This window comes from Polaribacter sp. AHE13PA, from assembly GCF_019278505.1.
Classification (GTDB): domain Bacteria; phylum Bacteroidota; class Bacteroidia; order Flavobacteriales; family Flavobacteriaceae; genus Polaribacter.
In genome coordinates this window covers 962,016-988,039 of record NZ_CP058985.1, presented here as the reverse complement: position 1 = coordinate 988,039, position 26,024 = coordinate 962,016, and the positions used below count along the sequence as shown (strand labels likewise).

28 protein-coding genes are annotated in these 26,024 nt (G+C 29.5%); 21 read left to right on the top strand and 7 right to left on the bottom strand.

All coding sequences use genetic code 11. The features are described 5' to 3' along the window. Positions 1-20 precede the first annotated feature (20 nt). The gene (locus H0I28_RS04285; RefSeq protein ID WP_218760658.1) at positions 21-389 is read left to right on the top strand and encodes a DUF4258 domain-containing protein; all 369 of its coding nucleotides are present in this window, start codon (positions 21-23) and stop codon (positions 387-389) included. Positions 390-477: 88 nt separating this feature from the next. Here H0I28_RS04285 and H0I28_RS04280 read toward each other — a convergent pair whose 3' ends face one another. Beyond that, entirely contained in the window at positions 478-1,155 is a 678-nt protein-coding gene (locus tag H0I28_RS04280; protein ID WP_218760657.1) for an RNA methyltransferase, read from the bottom strand. A 71-nt stretch (positions 1,156-1,226) separates the two neighbouring features. Between H0I28_RS04280 and H0I28_RS04275 the strand changes: the two genes are divergently transcribed. Then, positions 1,227-1,910, top strand: a complete 684-nt coding sequence (locus tag H0I28_RS04275) for an NAD-dependent deacylase (RefSeq protein WP_218760656.1) — start codon at positions 1,227-1,229, stop codon at positions 1,908-1,910. Positions 1,911-2,236: 326 nt separating this feature from the next. On the opposite strand, the gene H0I28_RS04270 is transcribed toward H0I28_RS04275, so the two are convergent. Then, positions 2,237-2,458: a VF530 family DNA-binding protein gene (locus tag H0I28_RS04270; RefSeq protein WP_218733689.1), complete on the bottom strand. Its 222-nt coding sequence runs from the start codon at positions 2,456-2,458 to the stop codon at positions 2,237-2,239. Positions 2,459-2,463: 5 nt separating this feature from the next. Further along, complete coding sequence (locus H0I28_RS04265) at positions 2,464-4,095, bottom strand: aminopeptidase P family protein (protein ID WP_218760655.1); 1,632 nt, start codon at positions 4,093-4,095, stop codon at positions 2,464-2,466. A gap of 131 nt (positions 4,096-4,226) precedes the next feature. Here H0I28_RS04265 and gcvT point away from each other — a divergent pair, with 131 nt between their 5' ends. The 8 genes from gcvT to H0I28_RS04225 all read left to right on the top strand — a co-directional run bounded on the left by gcvT (position 4,227) and on the right by H0I28_RS04225 (position 12,858). Next, the gene (gcvT, locus tag H0I28_RS04260) at positions 4,227-5,312 is read left to right on the top strand and encodes a glycine cleavage system aminomethyltransferase GcvT (RefSeq protein ID WP_218760654.1); all 1,086 of its coding nucleotides are present in this window, start codon (positions 4,227-4,229) and stop codon (positions 5,310-5,312) included. A 137-nt stretch (positions 5,313-5,449) separates the two neighbouring features. Then, on the top strand, positions 5,450-6,565 hold the full coding sequence (locus tag H0I28_RS04255; protein WP_218760653.1) for an SDR family oxidoreductase: 1,116 nt from the start codon (positions 5,450-5,452) through the stop codon (positions 6,563-6,565). 22 nt (positions 6,566-6,587) lie between these two features. Then, positions 6,588-7,586, top strand: coding sequence for a metal-dependent hydrolase (locus tag H0I28_RS04250; RefSeq protein WP_218760652.1), 999 nt, complete (start codon positions 6,588-6,590; stop codon positions 7,584-7,586). Between the two features lie 299 nt (positions 7,587-7,885). Beyond that, positions 7,886-8,578: a GNAT family N-acetyltransferase gene (locus H0I28_RS04245; RefSeq protein ID WP_254712832.1), complete on the top strand. Its 693-nt coding sequence runs from the start codon at positions 7,886-7,888 to the stop codon at positions 8,576-8,578. Positions 8,579-8,709: 131 nt separating this feature from the next. Further along, a complete protein-coding gene (locus H0I28_RS04240) occupies positions 8,710-9,903 on the top strand; it encodes a hypothetical protein (RefSeq protein WP_218760651.1) in 1,194 nt (397 codons plus the stop codon). A gap of 27 nt (positions 9,904-9,930) precedes the next feature. Beyond that, positions 9,931-10,947, top strand: a complete 1,017-nt coding sequence (locus H0I28_RS04235) for a Gfo/Idh/MocA family oxidoreductase (RefSeq protein WP_218760650.1) — start codon at positions 9,931-9,933, stop codon at positions 10,945-10,947. A gap of 117 nt (positions 10,948-11,064) precedes the next feature. Continuing rightward, on the top strand, positions 11,065-11,931 hold the full coding sequence (locus H0I28_RS04230) for a YkgJ family cysteine cluster protein (protein ID WP_218760649.1): 867 nt from the start codon (positions 11,065-11,067) through the stop codon (positions 11,929-11,931). Between the two features lie 132 nt (positions 11,932-12,063). After that, positions 12,064-12,858 (top strand): hypothetical protein, encoded by a 795-nt coding sequence (locus H0I28_RS04225; protein WP_218760648.1) that lies wholly within the window; start codon positions 12,064-12,066, stop codon positions 12,856-12,858. Between the two features lie 48 nt (positions 12,859-12,906). Here the strand turns inward: H0I28_RS04225 and H0I28_RS04220 are convergent, their stop codons facing one another. Next, positions 12,907-14,094 carry a hypothetical protein gene (locus tag H0I28_RS04220; RefSeq protein ID WP_218760647.1) on the bottom strand — a complete coding sequence of 396 codons (1,188 nt, stop codon included), beginning with the start codon at positions 14,092-14,094 and terminating at the stop codon, positions 12,907-12,909. 194 nt (positions 14,095-14,288) lie between these two features. On the opposite strand from H0I28_RS04220, the gene H0I28_RS04215 reads away from it, so the two are divergent. From H0I28_RS04215 to H0I28_RS04190, 6 genes are all read left to right on the top strand, one after another. Then, positions 14,289-14,594 carry a helix-turn-helix transcriptional regulator gene (locus tag H0I28_RS04215; protein ID WP_218760646.1) on the top strand — a complete coding sequence of 102 codons (306 nt, stop codon included), beginning with the start codon at positions 14,289-14,291 and terminating at the stop codon, positions 14,592-14,594. Positions 14,595-14,645: 51 nt separating this feature from the next. Continuing rightward, positions 14,646-14,882 (top strand): thioredoxin family protein, encoded by a 237-nt coding sequence (locus H0I28_RS04210; protein ID WP_218760645.1) that lies wholly within the window; start codon positions 14,646-14,648, stop codon positions 14,880-14,882. Between the two features lie 179 nt (positions 14,883-15,061). Then, the gene (locus H0I28_RS04205) at positions 15,062-15,469 is read left to right on the top strand and encodes an OsmC family protein (protein WP_218753026.1); all 408 of its coding nucleotides are present in this window, start codon (positions 15,062-15,064) and stop codon (positions 15,467-15,469) included. Next, the gene (locus tag H0I28_RS04200; protein WP_218760644.1) at positions 15,462-16,439 is read left to right on the top strand and encodes a permease; all 978 of its coding nucleotides are present in this window, start codon (positions 15,462-15,464) and stop codon (positions 16,437-16,439) included. Before H0I28_RS04205 ends, H0I28_RS04200 begins: the two co-directional genes overlap by 8 nt. A gap of 236 nt (positions 16,440-16,675) precedes the next feature. Then, on the top strand, positions 16,676-17,113 hold the full coding sequence (locus tag H0I28_RS04195; protein ID WP_218760643.1) for a nitrophenyl compound nitroreductase subunit ArsF family protein: 438 nt from the start codon (positions 16,676-16,678) through the stop codon (positions 17,111-17,113). Next, the gene (locus H0I28_RS04190; RefSeq protein WP_218760642.1) at positions 17,114-17,824 is read left to right on the top strand and encodes an aromatic aminobenezylarsenical efflux permease ArsG family transporter; all 711 of its coding nucleotides are present in this window, start codon (positions 17,114-17,116) and stop codon (positions 17,822-17,824) included. A 55-nt stretch (positions 17,825-17,879) separates the two neighbouring features. Here the strand turns inward: H0I28_RS04190 and H0I28_RS04185 are convergent, their stop codons facing one another. Then, complete coding sequence (locus H0I28_RS04185; protein ID WP_218760641.1) at positions 17,880-18,668, bottom strand: transglutaminase family protein; 789 nt, start codon at positions 18,666-18,668, stop codon at positions 17,880-17,882. A gap of 399 nt (positions 18,669-19,067) precedes the next feature. Then, positions 19,068-20,159 (bottom strand): redox-regulated ATPase YchF, encoded by a 1,092-nt coding sequence (gene ychF, locus H0I28_RS04180; protein ID WP_218733657.1) that lies wholly within the window; start codon positions 20,157-20,159, stop codon positions 19,068-19,070. Positions 20,160-20,366: 207 nt separating this feature from the next. Between ychF and H0I28_RS04175 the strand changes: the two genes are divergently transcribed. From H0I28_RS04175 to H0I28_RS04165, 3 genes are all read left to right on the top strand, one after another. Then, the gene (locus H0I28_RS04175) at positions 20,367-21,830 is read left to right on the top strand and encodes a carboxypeptidase-like regulatory domain-containing protein (RefSeq protein WP_218760640.1); all 1,464 of its coding nucleotides are present in this window, start codon (positions 20,367-20,369) and stop codon (positions 21,828-21,830) included. Between the two features lie 486 nt (positions 21,831-22,316). Further along, the gene (locus H0I28_RS04170) at positions 22,317-22,541 is read left to right on the top strand and encodes a hypothetical protein (RefSeq protein ID WP_218760639.1); all 225 of its coding nucleotides are present in this window, start codon (positions 22,317-22,319) and stop codon (positions 22,539-22,541) included. Further along, the gene (locus H0I28_RS04165) at positions 22,538-23,224 is read left to right on the top strand and encodes a hypothetical protein (RefSeq protein WP_218760638.1); all 687 of its coding nucleotides are present in this window, start codon (positions 22,538-22,540) and stop codon (positions 23,222-23,224) included. The genes H0I28_RS04170 and H0I28_RS04165 overlap by 4 nt, the downstream gene beginning before the upstream one ends. Positions 23,225-23,320: 96 nt before the next feature. Here H0I28_RS04165 and H0I28_RS04160 read toward each other — a convergent pair whose 3' ends face one another. Continuing rightward, on the bottom strand, positions 23,321-23,671 hold the full coding sequence (locus H0I28_RS04160; protein ID WP_068448123.1) for a 4Fe-4S dicluster domain-containing protein: 351 nt from the start codon (positions 23,669-23,671) through the stop codon (positions 23,321-23,323). 70 nt (positions 23,672-23,741) lie between these two features. Here H0I28_RS04160 and H0I28_RS04155 point away from each other — a divergent pair, with 70 nt between their 5' ends. After that, on the top strand, positions 23,742-24,803 hold the full coding sequence (locus tag H0I28_RS04155; RefSeq protein ID WP_218760637.1) for an acyl-CoA reductase: 1,062 nt from the start codon (positions 23,742-23,744) through the stop codon (positions 24,801-24,803). A 108-nt stretch (positions 24,804-24,911) separates the two neighbouring features. Then, a complete protein-coding gene (serC, locus tag H0I28_RS04150) occupies positions 24,912-25,979 on the top strand; it encodes a 3-phosphoserine/phosphohydroxythreonine transaminase (protein ID WP_218733637.1) in 1,068 nt (355 codons plus the stop codon). The last annotated feature ends 45 nt before the right edge of the window (positions 25,980-26,024 follow it).

Sequence of the window (26,024 nt, the reverse complement as noted above, 5' to 3'; positions counted from 1 at the left end):
TTGCACTTCAAAATTTCACAATGCTCATTAAACGAATAGGTTATTATTTAGTAGGTTTATCATTAGGTTCTATTGCTGTATATTTTTTCTGGCAAAAGAAACAAGCTACTTTTGATTATGGAATGGATGCTAGAACACTAAAATCAATCAGAATAAAAGAACGTTTATTTTCTGATGATGCTAAAAATGCGATGCATAAATTTGATATTGATTCCTTAAAAATAAATACTATTTTATATACAGGTGATGTCAATTTTGGTAAAAGCAAACCAAGACAAGAACCTTGTCCTGAATATTATATTACAGGGACTAAAGACTTAGAAAAAGTAAGTTTATTAGTAAAACGTTGCGAATCTACCGCTACAATTGAGAAAATAATAGTAAAGTAATAATATTTTGTTTTTATCTATAAATTGATAAAAACAATCTATACTTCATAAAAAAAGTCATTCCTGTTAAAGTAGGAATGACTTTTTTTTATTCTCCTTTTAAATTTTCATGATAATGTTTTTCTATTTTATCTACATTTTTAATCGTTTTGCGAACCCAATTAAAATATAGAACGTCTTTTTCTTCTTTAGATAATTGCCAATCAACAGAAGAATTTCTCAATTTTGTGGTTACATCTTGTAAAATAATTGCTGCGGCGACAGAAATATTTAAACTCTCGGTAAAACCTACCATTGGTATTTTTAAAAAGCCATCTGCTTGCTCTTTTACATAATCAGAAACGCCCTCTGCTTCTACTCCAAATACAAATGCAGTTTTTTTAGTAATATCAAAATCTTGTAATAAACAAGAATCATTATGTGGCGTTGTTGCTATAATTTGATATCCTTGTTCGCGCAGGTGCTTTAAACAAACTTTGGTATTATCACCGTCTTTTTTATATCTTTTAGAGGTAATCCATTTTTGTGAACCTTTTGCTACATGTCTAGACACTCTATTAGTGTATTTATTTTCTATGGCATGTACATCTTGTACACCAAAAATATCTGCGGTTCTAACCACAGCACTTGCATTATGAGGTTGAAAAATATCTTCTAAAACAACCGCAAAATGACGCGTTCTATCTTCTAAAACCTTTTTAAAAAGATTTTTCCTCTTATCTGTTAAATAAGTTTCGAAGTAATTTAATAGTTTATCATCAATCATAAATACAAACTTAATTTTATTATTTTTACCTTACATTATGAATTTATAAAAATACAAAAACAGATACTCTAATGAAAAGATTAGTTGTTTTAACTGGAGCAGGAATTTCCGCAGAAAGCGGTATACAAACATTTAGAGATGCAGATGGTTTATGGGAAGGACATAATGTAATGGAAGTTGCTTCGCCAGGGGGTTACGCTGCCAATCCTGAATTGGTTTTAAACTTTTACAACGAACGTAGAAAGCAACTTTTAGAAGTTGCACCGAATAAAGGTCACGAAAATTTAGTGGCTTTAGAACAGAGTTTTAATGTTGAAATCATTACCCAAAATGTAGATGATTTACACGAACGTGCAGGAAGTAAAAAGGTAACGCATTTACATGGTGAACTTTTAAAAGTGAGAAGTTCTGTTGATGAAAATATGGTTATAGACTGGAAAAAAGACTTAATTTTAGGAGATTTATGTCCAAATAAAAGTCAATTAAGACCTCACATTGTTTGGTTCGGAGAAATGGTACCCATGTTAGATAAAGCGATCGAAATTACTAAAAAAGCAGATATTTTAGTAATTATTGGTACCTCTATGCAAGTATATCCTGCAGCTGGTTTGGTAGATTTTATAAAACCTAATACACCTATTTACTTTATAGATCCTAAACCTGCCGTTTCTAAGGGGCGTTTTAATAATTTAACGATTATTGAGGAAGTTGCAAGTGTTGGAACGGAAAAATTGATGGAGTTGTTGAAATATTAAATTACATCGTTTATTCTTTTTTTCACCTATATCATTTCGAAATGAGCTTTTTGGCCTTTCGACATCGTTCGAGATAAATTAATGAGAAATCTCATAGTACTTCTAGATTCCTCTTTATACCTCATTCAGAATGACATAGAACATGTTAATTAAAAATAGTCAGCAAACAACTCTAGCCCTGATTGAAGTGGTATCCTTTTTATAGCACTTAAAATTAGCTAATAAATTTCTAACAAAAGATTGCCGTTTCACACAGTAAAAGTACGATTCGCAATGACAGCTATAACAAGATATAACGAAAAGCAGGAAATAGCTTCAAATAAAAATTAATCAATCATATTTTTTAAGTAAAACTGCTCTACTTTTTCTCTTGCCCAAGGTGTTGTTCTTAAAAACTTTAAAGAAGATTTGTACGTAGGATTGTTTTTAAAGGCGTTTATATTTAAACTATATCCTAATTCTTCCCAACCATACTCTAAGAAAAGTTCTTCTAACATGGTGGCTAATTTTATACCGTGTAACGGATTATTTGGTTGTTCTGTGCTCATAATTATTAATCTAAATTTGGCAATACAAAATCGTCTAAAACAGACTTTTTTGCCATCATTATCTCTATTTCTTTAACGGTTCTGGGTGCTTCTTCTGATAGATTTACAGGACCTTTTTTAGTTACTAAAATATCATCTTCGATTCGAATACCAATTCCCCAATATTTTTTATCACAATCACTACCTTCAGGAATGTAAATTCCGGGCTCCATAGTAACCACCATATTTTCTTCAAAGTTATTATAATTTCCTGGATCGTGCACGTCTAAACCAATATGATGCAAAACTCCGTGTGGTAAATAGTTGTGTCTTTCCGTAATAGATTTTATAATTCCGAGTTGAAACAAGCCTTCATTAATCACTTTTATCGCTGCCATGTTTGGCGCACTCATTGGTTCCCCTATTTTATACAAGGCAATTCCTGCTTCTTGCGCTTTATAGACAATATTGTAAATTTCTGCTTGTGCTTTTGTGAATTTTCCGTTGGCAGGAATTGTGCGCGTTACATCTGCTGTGTACCCTCTATATTCCGCTCCTAAATCCATTAAAACTAAATCGTTGCCAACTTTTGTTTTATTATTTTCGATATAATGCAAAATGCAACCGTTGTTTCCGGCACCTACAATAGACGGATATCCTTCGTATTCTGCACCATATTTTTTGTACACAAATTCATGGATTCCTTGTAACTCTGTTTCCGACATGTGTGGTTTCATTGCCTTCATTACCTCTATTTGTCCAACAGCAGAAATTCGCACTGCTTTGGTTAATAACTTAACTTCTTCTACTGTTTTAACCTCCCTCATGGTTGCTAAAGTATTGGTTAAAAAGTAAAAATTGAAGTTATTATTCTTTTTAGCGATTAATCTTATGAAGATTTTTTTCTGATAATCTTTTAATTCATTATCACTTTTCGCTTTTGCAAAATTGGTAATCAGTTGGTCGTTTTGTAACTCTGGAAAACGAGTAAGATCTTCATTTATCTTTTTAGAAAGTTCAATCATATTTTTATCAGGAACATTTGCAATCTGATTATATGCTTTCTCTATGTTTTTAGATGAAAATTGAATTTCATTAAAACCTGATTTTTCCTTAAAACTTACTACTAAATCATAAATTTCAGCATTATTTCTAGATGAATTTCTGTAATCATCCTTAAACTCTGTAATAAAAACCTTATTAAATTTCTTAAAATCAATTTGTGACGCTATAAAATCTTCTGCATTCATTGTGGTATTAAAACCTAACTCTTCTGCTGCTTTTTCTGCCCCCAAGCGTTTTCCATACCACATTTCTGCTCTTGCATCCTTTTTTTGTACATATAAAACCTCGTTATAAGAATTTCCTTTTTCATCTATTTGAAACTCAGAAAACAATACTAAAACTGCATTTGGTTCTCTGTAACCGGTTAAATAATAAAAATTAGGATCTTGATGAAATACATAATCTACGTCATTTGCTCTGTTTCTTATAGGGTTTGCAAACACAACAGCCACCGAGTTGTTTGGCATTTTAGAACGTAAAATTGCACGTCTTTCTTTATGAAATTCTTTTGGTAAATAATCTGTAGGAGTTTGCGCAATACTATTTAGAGTAAATAGCAAAAAAGTGACAAATAAAAAGTTAAAAACTTTCATAAGGATGATTTTATAATTGAGAATTTCAAAAGTAACATTTATTATTTTCTAGGTAAAAATATTAACAAAGTATTCGTGATAGATAATTCCATTTTTTTCAATAATTTAGCTGAAATTTAAGAAATCTATACATGAAAAATATTGCATTAAATAATATTCACGTTGCTTTAGGTGCTAAAATGGTTCCTTTTGCTGGTTACAACATGCCTGTACAATACGAAGGAGTTACAGCAGAACATTTAACTGTTAGAAATGCCGTTGGTGTTTTTGATGTAAGCCACATGGGAGAGTTTTTAGTAGAAGGTGAAAATGCATTGCCTTTAATACAAAAAGTTACCTCAAACGATGCTTCTAAATTAGAAATTGGAGATGCACAATATAGCTGTTTCCCTAATGAAGATAACGGAATAGTAGATGATTTAATTTGTTATAAAATTAAGAAAAACACGTATTTACTAGTTGTAAATGCATCTAATATTGAAAAAGACTGGAACTGGATTTCTAAATACAATGAGGAGTTTAATGCTGATTTAAGAGACTTATCTGAGGGGTATTCATTATTAGCTATTCAAGGTCCTAAAGCTATAGAAGCAATGCAATCTTTAACTTCTGTAGATTTAGCAAGCATTCCTTTTTATAAATTTAAAATTAGTGATTTTGCCGGAATTGAGAATGTAATAATTTCTGCAACGGGTTATACTGGTTCTGGCGGATTTGAAATTTACTGTAAAAATGAAGAAGCTGAACAAATTTGGAATAAAGTTTTTGAAGCTGGAGCAGATTTTGGAATTAAGCCGATTGGTTTAGCAGCAAGAGATACTTTGCGTTTAGAAATGGGCTATTGCTTGTACGGAAATGATATTAACGATACAACATCTCCTATTGAAGCAGGATTAGGTTGGATTACAAAATTTACCAAAGAATTTGTAAATGCAGAAGCTTTAGCAAAAGAAAAAGAACACAAACCAGAAAGAAAATTGGTTGCTTTTGAGCTTGATGAAAGAGGAATACCAAGACATGGTTATGATATTGTAGATGGTAATGGAAACGTTATTGGAGAAGTTACTTCTGGTACTATGAGTCCTAGTTTACAAAAAGGAATTGGAATGGGTTATGTACCAAGAATTTTATCTAAAGTAGGTACACAAATACATATTCAGGTTCGTAAAAAAGCAATTCCTGCAACAATTGTAAAACTTCCTTTTTACAAAGGATAAAATAATATGTTCGTTAGAGCTCATTCAAAAATTTTATAATCAATAAAATTTAGACTGCACTCAAGCAGAAAATAGTTGTCTGTAATAAGACAACTATTTTTTTATTAAATCATCTATTGAAATTTGATCAAAAAAATATGAATTGCTTATTAACTGGAGGAACGGGAATTGTTGGAAGTCATATTATTTTTGAATGGTTACACAAAGCCATTGTTCAAAAAACAGTAAATCATCTTTTTGTAGTGATTAGAGCTAATGAAAAAACAGCAGAACAACGCTTACTATCTGTCTTAGAAGATGCTTCCCGTCCTGAATTTTTAAATGATTTTACACTTGAAAATTGTCTAGAAAAAATCACAATAATTCCAAATGATTTAGCAACAATTAGCAGAGAAGTATTAGAAACTTATAATTTTGATACCGTAATTCATTGTGCTGGTTCTACTAATTTATCTAGTACAAGTGATTCTAAGAAAACCGTACACTCACAAAACTATTTGGTAACCAAACAGCTTTTGGAGCAATTACCAGAGCGAGTAACACGTTTTTTATACATTAGTACAGCGTATTCTTTTGGTATCCAAAATGAAAAAGTATGTGATGCTATTGAAAACTATACCGTTACCAATTTTAGAAATCCGTATGAGCAATCTAAATATGAAAGTGAACGTTTTGTAAAAGAAACGTGCAAGCTTAAAAATATAACTTCTCAAATTTTAAGACCTAGTATTATTTGCGGTCGTTTAATTGATAAACCTTTTTACGAAACTCCAAAATATGATGTTTTTTATTCTTGGGCCATCTTTTTAGCAAAGTATGCTGCCAAATCTAAAGAAGCTTTCAGAATTTGGATTGACAAAAAAAGTGGTTTAAATATTGTGCCTGTAGATTTTGTTTCCAAAGCTATTTTACACGCTTTTTTAAATCCACAAATAAAAGAATTGAATATTGTAAACCCTACACAGATTTTACACAAAGAGTATGTAGGCGATGTTTTAGAGTCTTTTGATGTAAATTCTTATGAATATGTTACAGCTAAACCTAAGAACTTAAATTCTTTTGAAACGCTGTATTACAAAACCATTGGCGATATTTTTCAAAATTATATTTCTATCCCAGATTTACAGTTTAATACTGAACAAATTTTAAACCTTATTCAGCTGTTAAAATTAGAAAATACTTTAGGAGTTCATGAAAACTTTATGAACTTGATTAATTATTCAGTTGAAAAAAAATTTAGAAAGAGTTATTAATTATTAGTAAAAAAATAATCTAATGGATTCATTAACACAAATAGTTTTAGGGGCCGCAGTTGGAGAAGCTGTTCTTGGTAGAAAAATTGGTAATAAAGCCATGTTGTATGGTGCTATTGCAGGTACAATTCCGGATTTAGATATTTTTGCTAATTTTTTTTCAGATAAAGTTACTGCCTTAGAAATACATAGAGGTTTTACACATTCTATCTTTTTCTCGGTGCTCTTTGCTCCTATTTTAGCTTTTATTGTCACACGATATGAAAAATATAAAAATGTAAAAGATTGGTCTTGGCTTTTCTTTTGGGCTTTTATAACACATCCAATTTTAGACGCACAAACTACTTGGGGAACACAAATTTTTTGGCCTTTAGACATTCGTTTAGCTTTTAAAAATGTTTTTGTAATAGATCCGTTATATACAATACCTTTTTTGGTGTTTTTAATTTTGGCGATGTGTCAGAAAAAAGAAGCTAAAAAAAGGCGTTTTTATAATAATTTAGGCCTTATTACTAGTAGTTCTTATTTAGTACTTACCCTTGTTCTAAAAGGTATTTCTTATCAAACGTTTACTAAAGAATTAGTTGCACAAGATATTCAGTATAAAGAAATACAAACAAAACCAACACCTTTAAACACCCTTTTATGGACTGCTAATGTAGAAACAGAAAATGCTTTTTTAATTGGTCATTCTTCTTTTTTTGATAAAAATCCTGTTGAGTTTTCTAGTTATTCTAAAAATCATGAGTTATTAGGCAATTTAGTAAATCAACCAAAAACGCAACGTATGATTGCTATTTCTAAAGGTTGGTACACTGTCAATAAAGTAAATGGAGTATTGTATTTTAATGATTTACGTTTTGGGGCATTAAGCATGAAACCAAATGCTACAAATTTTGTTTTTAAATATAAAATTGAAATCGATGCTAATGGAGTTCCGTCTTTTATTGAAGAAGCTAAAGACAAAAGAGATGCAAAAAAACTGTTATCGGAATTATGGGAAAGGATTAAAGGGAATTAACCTTTTAACTTCTAATTTTACTTAATGAGTTTGACTAAAAATTAGATATTTTTGTCAAAATGAACTCGTTACTTATTCTTATAGCTTATCAACTTATTGAGATTCTGAAATAAATTCAGAATGACAGTGATTTCAGCTTTTCAGACGACCACTTTTTTATGATTATTATCATTGGTTCTCTTCTTTTCTATTGATAAATTACTCACATTTTAATTCCTATTTAAAATGAGTGATTTTATAACTTTAGATTCAGAGAGCATAGAAAATGAGCATATTTGTTGTGCTATTTCTGATAAAAAATGTTTATCAAGTTATCATGCAAAAAAGATTGGCTTAAAAATCAATTCGAAAAAGGCTATGTTTTTAGAAGAATAAATGAGAGAGCAAAAGTTTTTATTGAATATGCTGATGCGGAAGAATCTTGGGTACCTATTACGGCTCCAAATTATTTAAATATCAATTGCTTTTGGGTTTCCGGAAAATATAAAAAACAAGGTCTTGCTAAAAAGCTTTTACAGACTGCTATTGCTGATACTAAAAAACAACATAAAAGTGGTTTGGTAACCGTTGTTGGTGCAAAGAAATTCCATTTTATGAGTGATACAAAATGGTTTCTAAAACAAGGTTTTGAAGAAGTAGAAAAAATAGGAAGCGGATTCTGTCTTTTAGCAAAGAAAATATATTTAGAAGCAGAAAATCCAAAATTTAATGATTCTGTAAAATCCGGAACTTGTTCAGAGAAAAACGGAATTGTGGTTTATTATTCTAATAGATGTCCCTTTGCTGGATTCCATGCCAGAAACTCAATTACCGAAACTGCGAAAAAGAGAAATCTACCTCTAAAAATAATCAAAATAGAAACCAACAAACAAGCCCAAAATACACCAAGTCCTGCAACCTTTTTCAGTCTTTTTTTTAACGGAAATTTTAGAACCACAGATATTAGTGTGTGCATGGATTCTAGATTTGATAAAATTGTAAACAACAATTAAAATAGTCATTTTTCAATTTGATATTTAAACCCAAAAAAGTTAATTTCGTTCGATTGTGATTAAAGGCATGAATATTGCTTTGTATCAGAATTAATATTTTAAGAAATTTGAAACCAAGAACAACGTATCTTATGAAAAAATTACTGACAATTATTACCATTATTTCGGCATCAATAGTAAGCGCACAAAACAATAAAGACTCTTTAAATGTAATTTATAAAAACTATTTTGAGCTTTTGAAAACAAAAGAAAAATTGGACACGATTGTTTTAAAAGTGAATAATTTTGAAGAATTAATGAAGTCTAACAACAAAATAATTAAAGAATTTTCTGATGCAGAGCTTTTTGGTTTAAAGAACCAATTAGAGCAAAGAAGAAAAAAAATTATTAATACGACAGAATTTGTTTTTGCTTCAAACGCAAGTTTAAACGCCATAAAACAACTAGATGCAACTAGTGATTATCTTACTCAAATCTCTAGCTTAAACAATCCTGAAAATTCAGATTTAGGTTTTTCTTTATCCGAAGAAATTGCAGAAATTTTAGAGAATGAAATCATAAAAGGGAATCGAAAAATTAATGGCGTAAAAAAATCTAAATTTCTACTTTTTATTGATAACATTATAAAATCTCCTTTAACAGAAGAATTAACCAGTGCAATACCTGTGGTGAGTTCTATAAAGTCTGTTGTAGATTTGGTGATGGGCAATGCGCTTAAAGGAAACGATGTTTCCATAGATGATGTTATAGATTTAAAAAAATCATTAAATGTGTATTTGGTGCATTATGAGGGATTGGCAAAAGCACAAACAGAATTTGAACAAAACCTTGGCAATTTAGATATTAGAAAAGAAGGTTTGGTGCTACTTTTAACACAATACACTACAGAACGCTCTAATACTTTAAACCCTAATGCCATTTCTGAGCAGGATAAAAAATTAACCTTAACAAACGTTATAAATAAGCACTATACCAAAGGTATTGTACAGCAAAGTGTAGATAAAATAATTAGTGCTAAACCCTTAGATTACAACAATCATTTAACAAATAAAAAATTAATGTATCCTACGTATGCGTTAAACCAGGCGAAGTTTATAAGAGATGAAGTAGAGTCTTTAAGTAAAGAATATATATCGATTTTTAGCACTTATCAGTCTGCTTTAAAACAAGTTTTAGAAAAAAGTAAAGCTATTGGTGACAAAAATAAAATTGACAATAAAATATATGAATTAGAAATAAAACTTTTGGCTGTTCAGGTTGCATTTGATGATAATTTAAATATTTATAACTTAAATAGTAAGTTTAATGCATTAATGGAATATTAAAAATATCTAAAGTTTTAAAATCAGTTTATGAATAAAAATGTATTAAAAACAGGAGTTTTTTCTTTTGGAATGTCAGGACAAATATTTCATGCTCCATTTATTAATGAACATCCTAATTTTGAATTAAGTGCGGTTGTAGAAAGATCTTCTAAAAAAGCACATCTTACCTATCCTACAATAAAAAGTTATGATAATATTGATGAACTTTTAGCTGATTCAGAAATAGAATTGGTTATTATCAATACCCCAAATACTACTCATTTTGAGTTTGCTTTAAAGGCTTTACAAGCAAACAAACATGTATTACTAGAAAAACCTTTTACAGTTAAATCATCCGAAGCAAAGAAATTATTTACAGCGGCAAAAAAACACAATCGTGCTGTTTTAGCATATCAAAACAGGCGTTATGATAGTGATTTTTTATCAGTAAAAAGTGTATTAGATTCAGGTAAAATAGGGCAATTGGTAGAGTTTCACCTTCGTTATGATCGTTATAAATATGATATCGGTCCAAAAGCAACCAAAGAAACACCTGTTCCTGGAAGTGGCTTAGCATATGATTTAGGTCCGCATTTGTTAGATGCTGTAATCTCTATTTTTGGAATTCCGCTAGAATGGAAAAAACAATTAGGTAAATTTCGTCCGAATACTCAAGTAGATGATTATGCTCATTTTCATTTAATATATCCAAATGGACTGCAAGTTTTTATAACTACAAGTTTATTGGTTACCGATGCACAACCTGCATTTATTTTACACGGAACTAAAGGTTCTTATATTAAACAACGTGCTGATGTACAAGAACAACAATTACAAAAAGGCATGAAACCTTCTAACTCTTTGTTTGGTTTAGAAGATATTAATAATAAAGGTGTATTAACCACAATTAATGATGAAGGGATAAAGAAACAAGAAAATATAGTTTCTGAAAAATCTTCTTATATGCAAGTATTTGATGATGTTTATAATACGATTAGGGAAGGAAAACCATATCCAGTAACAGAAATTCAAATTATGCAACAGCTAGAGATTTTAGAAAGTTAAATAACTATTTCTTCTAAATTTAAAGTTGAAAAATAATATCTTTACAGCTCAATTCAATGATTCTTTTTTAGTTTATTGAATCGGTATGAAAACTAATTATTAAAACGACCAAAACGAATGCAAACTACTAAGCTGAGCACCGAAAGTATATTACCACTCACCTGCTCGCGAGCTGGAACTTGCTGTTTTGGAAAAGCGGTTATGCTAAATCCTTGGGAATTATTCAGTTTTAGTAAAGAGAAAAAAGTAAGTCCGAGAGATTTTCGAGATTTGTATACCGATTTTGGAGGTATTCGATTAACTTTTAACGGAAAACAAGATAAAAAAGGACAGAATGCTTGCAGTCAGTATATAGAAAATCACGGTTGTAGCGTGCACCAAGGTCGTCCGTTAGCCTGTCGCTTATATCCTCTAGGTCGTCAAATTCAATTTAAAAAAGCAGATTATATTTTTGAAGGAGCACAATTTCCGTGTTTAACAGATTGTGCAGAAGTTTTAAACTTACCAAAATTAAGTGTTGGAGATTATCTAAAAGGACAAGGTGCAGCTCCTTTTGAAAAAGCACAAGACGCCTATTTAAACGTAATGCAAAATATTGCTGACATTGCTTTTGAATTGTTATTAGACAGTGGTTTATCCGCCTCTGGCGATACAAAAACATTGACTTTATGGAGAGAAATGGGTAATGAACTTCCTGAGATCTTGGCAGAACGAATTGGAAAAGATTGGATAGACGCCTTAATGATTCCTGAAATAAAAGAAGTTGGAGATAATTCGATAGAATTTGCACAGAAACACAACGATTTATTACTATTAAAAGCACAAAAACAATTTGATAGTTTGCAAACGCTAGATCAAGTGCATGAAGCTTGTGTGTTAATTATGGGCGTTGCATTGCATTTATCTAGAGGCTTGGGAGCAGACACAAAAGGAATTGCAGAACTCTGGATAGAAACAGCAAAAAGTCACGGAGCAAAAGAATAATCCTTTTACGTTCTTGTTTTATCCTAGTTTTAATTCACATTTTAAAAAAGAATCAAATTTCTGAATATAAAATGTAAGGTTTACATTTTTAAACCGATTACATCTAATTAACATCCATTTAAAACAAACCACATGAAAAAAACATTTATTACATTATTTGCTAGTTTACTAATTGTTGTAAGTTGTAAAAAAGATCCAGCTAAAACAAAACAAATAGAAGAAAAACCAGAACCTGTTGTAGAAAAAACTTTTGCTCAAAAAATAGAAGTAGCACATAAAAAAGAGGCTTTTTTAGCAAAAGAAGCAATACAATTTGATGCTTTTATAGAATTTGGAGGAAACGAGGTTTTTAATGCTAACGTAACTGTTTCAACTACTTCTGATATTGCAAAAATTACTTATAAAAATGGTGATGAAATTTATGTAAATAAAGAAAATATTTTTGTTTCTCCTAGTTTAGAAAAAAATCCAGGAGTTCGTTTTCATGCTTATACTTGGAGTTATTTTTTCTTATTTCCTTATAAATTAAGCGATAATGGAACTATCTGGAATGATGCTTTTAAAACTAAAGAAGCTACTCTGAACTATGATACTGCAAAATTAAGTTTCGAAGCAAATACAGGTGATGCACCAGATGATTGGTACGTTGTGTATAAAGACAAAAAAACAGATCTTTTAGAAGATGTTGCTTATATTGTTACCGTTAATAAAAGTACAGAAGCTGCAGAAGCAGATCCGCATGCTATAAAATATATCGATTATACAGAAGTTGATGGAGTTCCTTTTGCTGCAAATTGGGAATTTTATGGTTGGAGTATTGATAAAGGTTTAACCGATAAAATTGGATTTGCAAAAATTACAAATATTAAATTTGTAGAAGGATTTAGAAATGACTTTGCTATTCCAGAAAACTATATTAAAAAATAATTTTTCTTTTTCATAAAAAAAGCCTCACAATAATTTGTGAGGCTTTTTTTAATTTCTAAACTTATTACTTGTAATAATATATTTTAGTTTTTCTTTTAAATCTTCTCCGGTATCATACACCATTTGCTCATTGCTAGGAAAAGGAGCTACTCTTAAAACTACCAAATCTAAATAAGATTTACTTAAAGCTCTTTTATCACCTTTATAATTTGCATAAATGTGTTCAAAAATAAACTCGCTTTCTATAGGATACGTTTCTATTAATTGATGAGAAGTTAAATCTACATATTTTACACGTCCAACAACTTTTGCTGTTTTTAATTGCGTAAATTGATATAAGTAACAACGAATATTTACCATTTTATCAACCTGAACTTTATTGCCTTCATTATCTAAAACATTTTTTCCGTTTTCATCTAAAAGATATTTTAAACCATCTTTAACCTGACTTTCTTTAATAATTTCTTTTTCTTTAACCTGTTCTGGAGAAATTGATATATTTCTAAGATTTAACTCTAAACTAAAATCATAGGTAATTTCTCTATTTTTTTTTCCGTGGTAAACAGTCCAAAAATCATTTAAACCATACGTATCAAAGTTTAATAAATCTTCTTCTAATTTTTTAGGAATTATTTTTTCTGATTCATTTTTCATAGAAACAATCACAAAATCTAATCCATTTTGATGCGCAATTTCCATTAAACTTCTAACATCTTTATAGTTCGGATTTATTTTTTCTAAATACTCTAATTCAGTATAAGCAGTTCTATAATCTAACTTATTATTACTATTAAATAGTTCTTTAGCTTTTTGATATAAATGATCTGATAATTGATTTTTTGTTGCTATAATTTCATTATCATAATTAACAAACTTAAAATCAGCATCTCTATCTTCATCTAAAATAGCTAGAGGTAACAGGGGTTTTATGATTTCTTGTCTATTTTTTAAATTTGCATAAAGTCCGTAAATAATTTCAATACTTTCTGGGTTATTGTCTTTCTTTAAGAAATTAATTTGTGCTAAATCTTTAGAATTTGCTTTTACAAAAGCCTGTTCTAACATAATAACAAACGGCTGATTTCCTTTTTTAGTCTTATTTTTCTTTAAGTTTTCTAAAGCTATGTTTATAGCTCCATCATAATTTCCATTATTAATAGCTTCCTGTGTACTTTTAACACTACTGCAAGAAGTAAAAATTAAAAATGATAAAATAAATAGTAATTGTTTTTCCATAATAAGTAGTTTGTAACCTATTTTCAATAGTTGTGCCAAAAATATTATTTTTAAAACTATAATAACTAATTTGACTCATGTACTTTATTGTAAAAGGATATTCAAAAAAATTAAAACTTTATTCAAAAAAATGCTATATGTGACAAATGTCACATTTCACCTTAAAAACCAATCGTAAATTTGCGATAGATATTATGAAAAGAAATTTAGACCCCTTAGAATACAAAGAAAATACGGAAGCCTTAGCAAGATTTGCAAAAGCTTTGGCACATCCAACTCGTATTGCTATTTTAAAACATTTAGAAAATCAATCCTGTTGTTTTACAGGCGATTTGGTAGAAGTTTTTCCTTTGGCACAATCAACAATTTCTCAACATTTAAAAGAGTTAAAAAATGCAGGTTTAATTCAGGGAGAATTAAAACCACCCAAAATAAAGTATTGTATCAATCAAGAAAATTGGACTGTCGCTAAATCGTTATTTCAACAATTTTTTGAGTGATATTTTTTTAATAATCAAATCGCTTATAGGCGATAAACAAATAAAACTATTATGAGTAAAGTAATTAAAATTTTAGGAACTGGTTGTCCAAAATGTAAATCTATGACAGCCGTTGTTAGTGATGTAATTGCAGAAAACAACATTAATGCTACTGTAGAAAAAGTAGAAGATATTATGGAAATCATGAAATATAATGTAATGACGACTCCTGCATTAGTTATTAATGATGTCATTAGCATTAAAGGAAGAATTCCCTCTAAAGAGGAAGTATTGGCACTATTAAAATAATATAGTAGTAATTTAAATAAGTAATATGTTTGGTTGCTCGCAGTCGAAAACTCTTTATATGGTTTAATAGTTCTCGACTGCACTAGAACTGTTAATAATAATATTACTAACCATTATAAAACAAAAAATTATTTAAACAAAAAGTCAGTATTTATTGACTGATCTTTAAATCTCAAGCTATGAATTATCAAATTAAAGCCTCTTCCCAATCAAAGGAAGATGCTGTTATTCATATAAAAAAATCGAATATTAATTTTGGTACAACTTTAAAAAATGCTGATACTTTACCGAATCCGGCTGAATTATTTTTAGGCTCGTTTGCTGCATGCATGCTAAAAAATGTAGAACGTTTTTCTAGTATGATGAATTTTACCTATTTAAAAGCTACCCTTGAAGTAAAAGCAACACGTTTAGAAAGTCCGCCAAGGATGGATAATATCATCTACAATTTAAACATTTACAGCAACGATAAAAAACTAAATGTAGATTTACTAAAAAAGAACATCGAAAAATTTGGTACTATTTACAATACCATAAAATTATCTTGTGCTATTTCTGGAACCATTAAAACTTTAGAAAATGTTTGATTGGATACAAAATTTTGCAGATTGGTTAATTTATTCCATTTTTAATATTGGTGCAGATACGCATTTAGGAACTGCCTTAAATTTCTTTGTGTATGACACCATTAAAATTCTAATTCTTTTATTTTTTATCGTTTTTATAATGGGAATTGTAAATGCATATTTTCCTATTGAACGATTAAAAGAGTATCTACATAGAAAAAAACTTTATGGTTTAGAATACTTTTTTGCATCTATTTTTGGAGCAATAACTCCCTTTTGCTCCTGCTCTTCAGTTCCGCTATTTATTGGTTTTGTACAAGGCGGAATTCCGTTAGGAGTTACTTTTGCATTTCTAATTACTTCACCTTTGGTAAATGAAGTGGCTATAGCAATGTTTTTAGGATTATTTGGAGTAAAAGCTACCTTAATTTACGTTATTTCAGGTATTTTATTAGGGAGTATTGGTGGCTGGTTATTAGGTAAATTTAACCTAGAACCATTGCTTTCTGATTGGGTAAAAAAGATTCTTGACAATAAAATAAATCATGCTGAATATGAAGAAGAAGAAAAACAAACTTTCTACCAACGATTACCAGAAATAACAAATGCCGCTTGGGATATTGTAAAAGGTGTTCTACTTTATATAATTATAGGAATTGCTATTGGTGCAGCAATGCATGGTTTTGTACCAGAAAACTTTTTTCATACTTATTTAGGTGGTGGCCAATGGTGGACAGTTCCTCTTGCTGTTATCGTTGCAGTACCTATGTATGCAAATGCTGCTGGTATTGTACCAATAATTCAAGTTTTTGTTGCTAAAGGTGTTCCATTAGGTACAGCAATTGCTTTTATGATGGCAACTGTAGGTTTGTCTATTCCTGAAGCTACAATGCTTAAAAAAGTAATGTCATTAAAATTAATTGCTATCTTTTTTGGTGTAGTTACTATTGCAATCATTTTGTCAGGATTTCTATTCAATTTAATACTATAAAATTCTATATGTCACACATACATAATCAGACCTCAGCTTCATTAAGTGTTAAAGATATTAACCACTCTTTTTTTAATGGTATTGCGTTAAATCTTGTGTATGCATATTGTTCTGAAAACTTAAAGAAATAAAATAGAGACATAAAAGAGGAGTTAATAAAACATAATAATACACTAGAGTTTGAAACAACAGATGAAAAAGTCTAGAGAAAAGAATAAATTATAAATATATATCAAATGAAAATAATTAAAATTTTATCAGTACTAACATTCGTCTTAATATTAAGCGCTTGCAGCGGAGAAAAGAAAAATAAAGAGCAATCTTTAGATCAATCAACTTCTAAAATAGAGGTTATAGATTTCCACTCTACACACCGTTGTATGACTTGTAATGCCATTGAAAAAAATACTAAATATACTTTAAACACGTATTTTTCGAAAGAATTAAAAGAAAATAAAATTACCTTTCAAGTGATTAATGTTGATGAAAAAGAAAATGAAAAAGTAGCCGAAAAATTTGAAGCTGCCGGAACTGCATTAATTATAAATGTGATAAAAAACGGAAAAGAAACACAAATAAACTTAACTGATTTTGCTTTTATGAACGGAAATGACCAAGATGCTTTTTCTAAAGAACTAAAATCAAAATTAGACAAGCAACTAAAAATGTTATAAATGGAGTTTTTACAATCTCTTATAGATAATTATAACATCCCAATTTTATCTGCTTTAATACTCGGATTAATGACAGCTATTAGTCCGTGTCCTTTGGCTACCAATATTACGGCAACCGCTTTTATTTCTAAAAATATAGCGAGCAAGCGAAAAGTTTTTTTAAGCGGATTATTATATTCCTTAGGACGCAGTTTTAGTTATACTGTTATTGGATTGATTTTATACTTTGGAGCAAGTAAATTCCATATTGCACGTTTTTTTAATCAGAATGGAGAAAAATATTTAGGTCCTTTATTAATCATTATCGGTTTGATTATGCTGAATATTATCAAACTAAATTTTTTAGGAAAATCTAATTTTCAAGAGAAATTATCTGATAAATTTAAAGATAAAGGTCTGTTAGGTTCTTTTTTAATTGGTGTTGTATTTGCATTGGCATTTTGCCCGTATAGTGGCGCTTTATTTTTTGGAATGTTAATTCCAATGACAATAGCATCTGTAGATGGATTGTATTTACCCATAATATTTGCATTTGGCACAGGTTTACCTGTTATTCTTTTTACATATTTATTAGCTTTTACAGCCGGTAAAGTTGGTCTGTTTTACAACAAAATCACCAAAATAGAAAAAGTAATGCGTACTGTTGCTGGTGTGGTTTTTATATTGACGGGGCTGTATTATATTGCTATTTTTATAGGAATATTGAAGTAGTAAATACGAGTACATAATTGAAACAACATCCTAATAATATTACAATAAAAATTTATTAATTTTTAATTTGTACCACATTAATACGTTGTTCTAAAGAATGAGCAACAGGTCCAAATTGATTAAAAATAGCAACATCTACTGCATCAAGACCATAACCTACAGTTACATACCCTCCTTTTTGTCCGATTTGAGTAGCATCAAAAGTATACCATCGCCCACCAACATAAGCCTCAAACCAAGCATGCATATCCATAGGTTGTAATTGGTGTAAATAACCAACGACCATACGAGCAGGAATACTTAAACTTCTGCATAATGCTATACCTAAATGGGCTAAATCTCTACAAACTCCAGAGCGTTTCTGATACACTTCTGTGGCAGAAATAGGGTAATCGCTACTTCCTGGAATATAACTTATATTAGTTCTCAGCCATTCTTCTATTGCAAATACTTGTTTATAACCAGCGGGTTTATCTAGAGTAATAGAATTTGCTAAATCATTAAAACGATCTGACTCACAGTACCTACTTGGTAATAAATAGCAAAGGACATCATTAGGTAGTTGCTCTATTTCTATAAAAGGTGCATCAAAATTGACATCTACAAATTCAGAAGTCTTTACGTCTGAACTCGTATAAATAGATAATTTACCTACCGGAGCCACAAAACGCTGATACAAATTACCGTAATCGTCTGTAAATTCAATGATTTTTATATTGGGTGTTATTTTAAATTCGTCACGCTCAATCCACTGTTCTGCTCCACTTCGAGGGCGTAATCTTAAAATAAAAGGAGTGGGTATATCTATATCAAAAGCCAAATTACAACTAACACGTAACCACATAATTAAATCTTATTAATAACAGTTGATATCGCCAAAATTGGCAATACTTAAATGTAGTGGATTCCTTGTTAAGAAGTGTTGCTTTATATGTTTTAATTACATCATAATTATATGTAAACAACAATAATTAGACCTATAATTAGTGAATTAAAAACTTTAATTATGCTTTGAAAACCCAAAATAGAGCTATAGATTCTAATTGCTGGATATAAAAAACAGGTGGATTCTATCCGCATCTAACAATAATAAAAAATTTGAAATAGAATAAAGTGATTTTATAAAAGGAGAAGTTATTGTAAAGTTTCTATTTAAAATTATCACAAAAAAAATCCAATGAAATTTCATTGGATTTTCTATATATGTAAAATTTTGAACCAAGTTCTGTATTTCGTTTTGTTATTACACGTTGAATCTAAAGTGCATAATATCACCGTCTTTAACAACGTACTCTTTACCTTCTACTTTCATCTTACCAGCTTCTTTTACTTTCGCTTCAGAACCATAAGTAGCAAAGTCTTCATAAGCAATTGTTTCTGCTCTAATAAACCCTTTTTCAAAATCTGTATGTATCACTCCTGCAGCTTGAGGCGCTGTAGAACCAATAGGAATTGTCCAAGCTCTAACTTCCTTTACACCTGCAGTAAAATAAGTCTGTAAGTTTAATAATTTATATGCAGAACGAACCAATCTAGAAACACCCGCTTCTTCTAAGCCAATATCTGCTAAAAACATTTGTCTTTCTTCATAATCGTCTAATTCTGTAATATCTGCTTCTGTACCAACTGCTAATACAATAACTTCTGCATTTTCATCTTTTACAGCCTCTCTAATTTTTTCTACATATGCATTTCCAGAAACGGCAGAACCTTCATCAACATTACAAACATATAACACTGGTTTTAAAGTGATAAATTGTAATGGTTGTACAAATTCCATTTCTTTTTCTGTAAAATCTAAAGTTCTTACAGAAACACCTTTTAATAAAGTTTCTTCAATTTTAAGTAAAACTACTAATTCTGCTTGCGCTTCTTTATTACCAGTTTTAGCTGTTCTCTTTACACGCTCTAAACGTTTTTCTACAGCTTCTAAATCTTTTAATTGCAGTTCAATATCTATTGTTTCTTTGTCTCTAACAGGATCTATAGAATTATCTACATGTATAATATTATCATTATCAAAACAACGAATTACATGTAAAAGAGCATCTGTTTCACGAATATTTGCTAAAAACTGATTTCCTAAACCTTCTCCTTTACTTGCTCCTTTTACCAAACCAGCAATATCTACAATCTCTACAGTAGCAGGCTGAACTCTTTCTGGAACAACTAATTCTTCTAATTTCTCTAAACGTGTATCTGGCACGTTTACAACTCCTAAATTTGGTTCTATGGTACAAAAAGGAAAGTTTGCACTTTGCGCTTTTGCATTTGATAAACAGTTAAATAAAGTTGATTTTCCTACGTTTGGTAATCCTACAATTCCGGCTTTCATCTAAATAATTTTTGCTTCAAAAGAAAGTTTTTTAACTTAAAATTAATAAACTCTCTTAAAGTTTTAAGAATGCAAATATAATACTTTGTTAAACTTAAAATGATTTTTATTTATAAATAAAGAATAACAATACATTTATAAAAAAATCAACATTTTATGACGAAAAAACTACTCTCTTTTTCAGTACTATTTTTAAATATTATAGTAATGAACTCTCAAACAATTTCAGGTAAAATCATCAGTCTAAATTCTTCAAATCCAATTGAGAAAGCAGCACTTTTAACAGACAAAAAATCTGGTTCAACTTCAGATGAATTAGGTAATTATACTTTAAACTTAGATAACGTAAAAATTATTACTATTTCTTGCTTAGGCTATCAACCAAAAACCATTACAAAAAGGCAACTAATAAATAATCATTACGTAGTAAACTTACAAGAAGACGTAAATCTACTCGATGAATTTCAACTAAACTTAACCAAAGTTACTTTAGATAGCTTATTGATAAAAACAGCTAAAAACATGAAAGAAAACTACCTTTCATCACCTGTAAAACAAGATGTATATGCTATTGAAAATCAAAATTTAGATTTTAAAAAACTAGAATTCGAGTTAAATGCTAGTTCACTTTTAAGTAGAAAAAAAAGAAAATTAGCAGAAAAAGAATTAATGCAATTTGCTGATAATCTTCAAGAAAAAAATCCTGCTTTTGGTACGGAGTTTAAAGCAACTATTTTAAATAAAAAATTCTATTCTGAAGAACGAAAAAAAGAAGTAGATTCTTACGAAGTAACCGCTATTCAAGGGTTTAAAAAAATAGATATAGGAAACGGTGTAACCTTAGAAAACATAACGGAAAGGCTTCAAAACGTCGTTTTAAAACATTTGAACTCTAAAAATACATATAAAGTAAAATCTGGACTTTTTAAACTAGAAGACTCATTGTCTATGGCGGAAACAGCTAGAGTTACAGATTCAATATCAAAAGACAATACTTTTAGTGATTACAACCAAAGTTATCCACTTAGAAATATAAAATATAGAACTGTATTTTTTAATGCTTCTAATCAAAAGAATTTTCTTGATCAGAAATATTATGAACATCAATTAGAAGAAAATGAAATATTAGGCACTAAAAAGTATTATGTAGTTTCATTTACTCCTAACAAATCAAAATCTAAATATTCGGGTAAAATGTATATTGATCCTACTGATTTCTTCATCAAAAAAATAGCATACCAATATGCTGATGGAAAACGTGGACAACATTTGAATTTAAAGTTTTTATTTGGAATCAAATTTTCTGAAAACCAACATCATGTAACTGTTTTTTATGAAAAAAATAAAGATGATAAAATATACACTTCCTACATAAAAGAAACCAAAACGAACTACGCATACATAGATAGACCTATAAAATTTATAGAAAATGCCAAAGATAAAAACAAGGTAAAATTTAATATTAAAGTAGAAATAAACGTCAGTGAAGACAGAGAAACCTTTGTAAATAATATCACCGATTTTGATGCTGATAGCTTTAAAAAGAAGACCAAAGAAGAAATTAAAGAAGCCTATAAAAAAAGAACTACTTATATGACTAAAGAAGCTTATGACGCTTCTAATTGGAAAAATAAAGTTTTAATTCGTCAATATTTAGAACAATATAATTAAGTATAAATCTACTTTAAAACGCTCTATTAAATAAATACCCAACGTAAACGAACGTTGGGTATTTACTTAAACAAAAACAGTATGCTTTTATGCCTTAAAATATAATTTTATCTAACTATTTTTTAATCACAAATTCATCTACAATTTTACAGAAGTCTTGTTAGGCTCAAATTCTTTTTTATTAGTAGAACAAGAAAAAACAAAAAAGGTCCTAAAATGATTACATACTTTTTCATAAATTATAATGATTTTTATAAAGGTTACTATATATTTAAATACTTATTTTTATTAAGGAAAAAGCTTCTAACATTTCTTCCAAATTATCAGTCAAAATAAAATCTACCCCAGCATCTAGTAATTCTTTCACTTGCTAAATCATGGGCTACAGAGCATGGACAATGGTTAATTGTTGGTGATAAAGATGGACCTAAGTTATTAAAAAAAGATATTTCAGGATGGTCTCCTCAAACGGTAATTAATAAGCAGTTGACAAACTTACCCCGTAAAGCTGATGTTTTTAAGAAAGAGAATGATGTACATATTGTCTTAGTGGATGAATGTAATTTGAGTGTTGTTAAAATGACTTATTCAAAAGAGGAATACAAAATTCAATGGAAACAGACGCTTTCTATTCCTAAAAACTGTCATTCTATAGAAACTGCAACGATTACCCAAGATTCTAAAATGAATTTTGGGTTTGTGCAGATATGAATGAAACCATAATGGTTTGGCATTCTTTAGACGAAAAAAATTGGTCTACACCATTTACGATTGCTGATAATATAAATAAAGATGACATTTCTTTAATTGCGAAATTAGAAAACCAACTATCTGTAATTTGGTCTAATCAAAATACACAAACCATCTACGAACGAATTCATTATGACGGAAATAAATTAGATAAATGGTTTCCACCAATCATTATTCAACAAGGAAACAATAACGCAGATGATCATTTAAACGCAACCGTTTTTGAAAATGGAGAAATAATGATTGCTTCTAAAAATAGTGTTGATAAAATTAATCAACCTCAATTTGTATTAAGAATAAGAGATAAAAAAGGAAATTGGACAAACATTCCGTATGAGCCTCTTAAGAAAGGAAAAAGTCCCAGTAGACCAATTATTAATCATGTAACATCCGGAAAAATATTTGAAGCGCATTCTGTAAAAAACAAAGAAAATAATAGATATTATATTTCTGTAAATGAAATTACAAAAACGAAAAATAAATATATTTTTAAAGAACTCATTCGATTAAAAACAAAAATAAAAGGAAAAAATGGTGATGTTACTTCTAGTAAAGATCCTTTTTTTTCTAAAAAATCAAAATTTATCTTTTTCTCTGATGATTTAGGTAATATTTATTCGTTTGATCTAGATTTACTATTCTAGAGATATTTTCTAAACAACTACTATAAAGGTATTTATAAAGTAAAAGCCCCAAATCTGATTGATTTGGGGCTTTTATAATATTATAAAAATATTTTATTAGTCGTTATGCATAAAGCTTTGCTTAGCTAACAACTCTTCTTCTGTTTCTACAACGTCGTCATCTGGTACACAACAATCTACAGGACATACTGCAGCACATTGTGGCTCATCATGAAAACCTTTACATTCTGTACACTTATCTGGAACGATATAATAGATTTCATCAGAAACTGGTTCTTGAACATCGTCGGCATTTACCGATTTACCATTTGGTAAAACTGCATTTCCTTTCAAATCTGTTCCGTCTGAATATTTCCAATCATCTGCTCCTTCGTAAATTGCAGTGTTAGGACATTCTGGTTCACATGCCCCACAATTTATACATTCATCTGTTATTATAATTGCCATAATTTTCTGTTCTGTTTTTGTACCTTTGCAATTGCAAAAATAAAGCCAAAATAATAGACAACCAAAATAAATGGATAGTATTCAAAACAGAATTATTGCTTTCGCAAAATTAGGCGCCTTTTTAGGTCAGTTTTCTATTGATAAAATAAAAAAAATCGATAATATTGAACATAATGAAATCTTTTTTGATGGCTTTTTACATCAAATAAAACTAGCACAAGAAAAGAACTCTTGGTTTACAAAAGATAATGTTTTATTCTCCTTAAATAGCCTACATAAATCACTAACAGAAAATAACTTAAATACATTTACCAAAAGTTTAGATTCAACTATTAAACCATCAAAAAAAGTGGCGATTGTAATGGCTGGAAACATACCTTTGGTAGGATTTCATGATTTTTTATCGGTATTAATATCTGGGCATTCAGTATTGGTTAAGCAATCTTCTAGTGATAAACACTTATTACCTTTTTTAGCGAAGTATTTAGAGTATGTAGAACCTACTTTTAAGGGAAAAATCACTTTTACGGAAGAAAAACTAACCGATTTTGATGCTGTTATCGCTACCGGAAGCGATAATACTGCGCGTTATTTTGAATATTATTTCAAGAATAAACCAAATATTATTAGAAAAAGTAGAAATTCCGTGGCAGTAATCACCGGAAAAGAAACCGAAGAAGATTTTATTAAATTATCGGATGATGTTTTTCAATATTTTGGTTTAGGTTGTAGATCTGTTTCTAAATTATATGTGCCTAAAGGCTATAATTTTGATGCTTTTTTTACAGGAATGTATGCTAAAAAAGACATGATTGAAAACGCAAAATATGCGAATAATTACGATTATAACAAAGCGGTGTATTTAATGAGCTTGTTTGATTTATTAGAAAACGGTTTTCTAATGATTAAAGAAGACGAAAGCTATGCCTCTCCTATTGCTACTATTTTCTATGAATATTACGACAATGAAACAGATTTAAAAATAAAATTACATCAAGATAAAGATAAAATTCAATGTATTGTTGCCAAAGACTTTATAGAAAATGAAATCGCTTTTGGGCAAACACAACATCCTGAATTAACAGATTACGCAGATGGTGTAAATACATTAGAATTTTTATCAACAATATAACCCTTACAAAGGGATATTAAATTAAACCGCGAAGACGCTCAGTTTTTCGCAAAGTTCGCAAAGTGTTACAACTTTGAATCTAAAACATTAAATATTGAACTTAAGAGTATGAAAAAACATAATTTCAGTGCAGGTCCTTGTATTTTACCACAAGAAGTATTGCAAAAAGCTTCAGAAGCAATCTTAAATTTTAATGATGATAATTTATCATTAATAGAAATTTCTCACAGAAGTAAACCTTTTGTAGAAGTAATAGAAAAAGCACGTTCTTTAGCTTTAGAATTGTTAGGATTAGAAAATAAAGGTTACAAAGCTTTGTTTTTACAAGGTGGTGCAAGTTTAGAGTTTTTAATGGTTGCTTACAATTTGTTAGATAAAAAAGCAGCGTATTTAAATACGGGTACTTGGGCAGATAAAGCAATTAAAGAAGCAAAAGCTTTTGGAGAAGTTGTAGAAGTTGGTTCTTCTAAAGACAAAGGTTACAACTATATTCCTAAAGGATATACAATACCAGAAGATGCAGATTATTTTCACTGCACAAGTAACAATACCGTTGCTGGTACGCAGATGAAAGATTTTCCGGAAACCAATATTCCTTTGGTTTGTGATATGAGTTCAGACATTTTTTCTCGTCAGTTAGATTTCGAAAAATTCGATCTTATTTATGCAGGTGCTCAGAAAAATATGGGGCCAGCTGGTGCAACTTTAGTCATTATTAAAGAAGAAATTTTAGGTAAAGTAGAAAGACATATTCCTTCTATGTTAAACTATCAAATTCATATTGATAAAGATAGTATGTTTAATACACCTTCTGTATTTGCAATCTATGTTTCTATGTTAACCTTACAATGGTTAAAAGATTTAGGCGGAATTGAATTTATTGAAGAAGTAAATAATAAAAAAGCAGCCCTTTTATACTCTGAAATTGATAGAAACCCGTTGTTTAAAGGAATTGTAGCCAAAGAAGACAGAAGTACAATGAATGCTACTTTTACTTTAACAGATGATTCTTTAAAGGAGAAATTTGATACCATGTGTAAAGAAGCAGGAATTAGCGGAATAAATGGACACAGAAGTGTTGGTGGTTATAGAGCAAGTATGTACAACGCCTTACCTTTATATAGCGTACAAGTTTTGGTTGATGCGATGCAAGAGTTAGAAAGAATTCAAAAATAAAATAAAAATCGTCATTCCGATTGAAATAAAGGAATCTTACGTTAA

Bases quoted from the DNA above. Each gene is read 5' to 3' on its own strand.
- H0I28_RS04285 (WP_218760658.1), top strand. From the start codon at position 21: ATGCTCATTAAACGAATAGGTTATTATTTAGTAGGTTTATCATTAGGT.
- H0I28_RS04280 (WP_218760657.1), bottom strand. From the start codon at position 1,155: ATGATTGATGATAAACTATTAAATTACTTCGAAACTTATTTAACAGAT.
- H0I28_RS04275 (WP_218760656.1), top strand. From the start codon at position 1,227: ATGAAAAGATTAGTTGTTTTAACTGGAGCAGGAATTTCCGCAGAAAGC.
- H0I28_RS04270 (WP_218733689.1), bottom strand. From the start codon at position 2,458: ATGAGCACAGAACAACCAAATAATCCGTTACACGGTATAAAATTAGCC.
- H0I28_RS04265 (WP_218760655.1), bottom strand. From the start codon at position 4,095: ATGAAAGTTTTTAACTTTTTATTTGTCACTTTTTTGCTATTTACTCTA.
- gcvT (WP_218760654.1), top strand. From the start codon at position 4,227: ATGAAAAATATTGCATTAAATAATATTCACGTTGCTTTAGGTGCTAAA.
- H0I28_RS04255 (WP_218760653.1), top strand. From the start codon at position 5,450: ATGAATTGCTTATTAACTGGAGGAACGGGAATTGTTGGAAGTCATATT.
- H0I28_RS04250 (WP_218760652.1), top strand. From the start codon at position 6,588: ATGGATTCATTAACACAAATAGTTTTAGGGGCCGCAGTTGGAGAAGCT.
- H0I28_RS04245 (WP_254712832.1), top strand. From the start codon at position 7,886: ATGTTTATCAAGTTATCATGCAAAAAAGATTGGCTTAAAAATCAATTC.
- H0I28_RS04240 (WP_218760651.1), top strand. From the start codon at position 8,710: ATGAAAAAATTACTGACAATTATTACCATTATTTCGGCATCAATAGTA.
- H0I28_RS04235 (WP_218760650.1), top strand. From the start codon at position 9,931: ATGAATAAAAATGTATTAAAAACAGGAGTTTTTTCTTTTGGAATGTCA.
- H0I28_RS04230 (WP_218760649.1), top strand. From the start codon at position 11,065: ATGCAAACTACTAAGCTGAGCACCGAAAGTATATTACCACTCACCTGC.
- H0I28_RS04225 (WP_218760648.1), top strand. From the start codon at position 12,064: ATGAAAAAAACATTTATTACATTATTTGCTAGTTTACTAATTGTTGTA.
- H0I28_RS04220 (WP_218760647.1), bottom strand. From the start codon at position 14,094: ATGGAAAAACAATTACTATTTATTTTATCATTTTTAATTTTTACTTCT.
- H0I28_RS04215 (WP_218760646.1), top strand. From the start codon at position 14,289: ATGAAAAGAAATTTAGACCCCTTAGAATACAAAGAAAATACGGAAGCC.
- H0I28_RS04210 (WP_218760645.1), top strand. From the start codon at position 14,646: ATGAGTAAAGTAATTAAAATTTTAGGAACTGGTTGTCCAAAATGTAAA.
- H0I28_RS04205 (WP_218753026.1), top strand. From the start codon at position 15,062: ATGAATTATCAAATTAAAGCCTCTTCCCAATCAAAGGAAGATGCTGTT.
- H0I28_RS04200 (WP_218760644.1), top strand. From the start codon at position 15,462: ATGTTTGATTGGATACAAAATTTTGCAGATTGGTTAATTTATTCCATT.
- H0I28_RS04195 (WP_218760643.1), top strand. From the start codon at position 16,676: ATGAAAATAATTAAAATTTTATCAGTACTAACATTCGTCTTAATATTA.
- H0I28_RS04190 (WP_218760642.1), top strand. From the start codon at position 17,114: ATGGAGTTTTTACAATCTCTTATAGATAATTATAACATCCCAATTTTA.
- H0I28_RS04185 (WP_218760641.1), bottom strand. From the start codon at position 18,668: ATGTGGTTACGTGTTAGTTGTAATTTGGCTTTTGATATAGATATACCC.
- ychF (WP_218733657.1), bottom strand. From the start codon at position 20,159: ATGAAAGCCGGAATTGTAGGATTACCAAACGTAGGAAAATCAACTTTA.
- H0I28_RS04175 (WP_218760640.1), top strand. From the start codon at position 20,367: ATGAACTCTCAAACAATTTCAGGTAAAATCATCAGTCTAAATTCTTCA.
- H0I28_RS04165 (WP_218760638.1), top strand. From the start codon at position 22,538: ATGAATGAAACCATAATGGTTTGGCATTCTTTAGACGAAAAAAATTGG.
- H0I28_RS04160 (WP_068448123.1), bottom strand. From the start codon at position 23,671: ATGGCAATTATAATAACAGATGAATGTATAAATTGTGGGGCATGTGAA.
- H0I28_RS04155 (WP_218760637.1), top strand. From the start codon at position 23,742: ATGGATAGTATTCAAAACAGAATTATTGCTTTCGCAAAATTAGGCGCC.
- serC (WP_218733637.1), top strand. From the start codon at position 24,912: ATGAAAAAACATAATTTCAGTGCAGGTCCTTGTATTTTACCACAAGAA.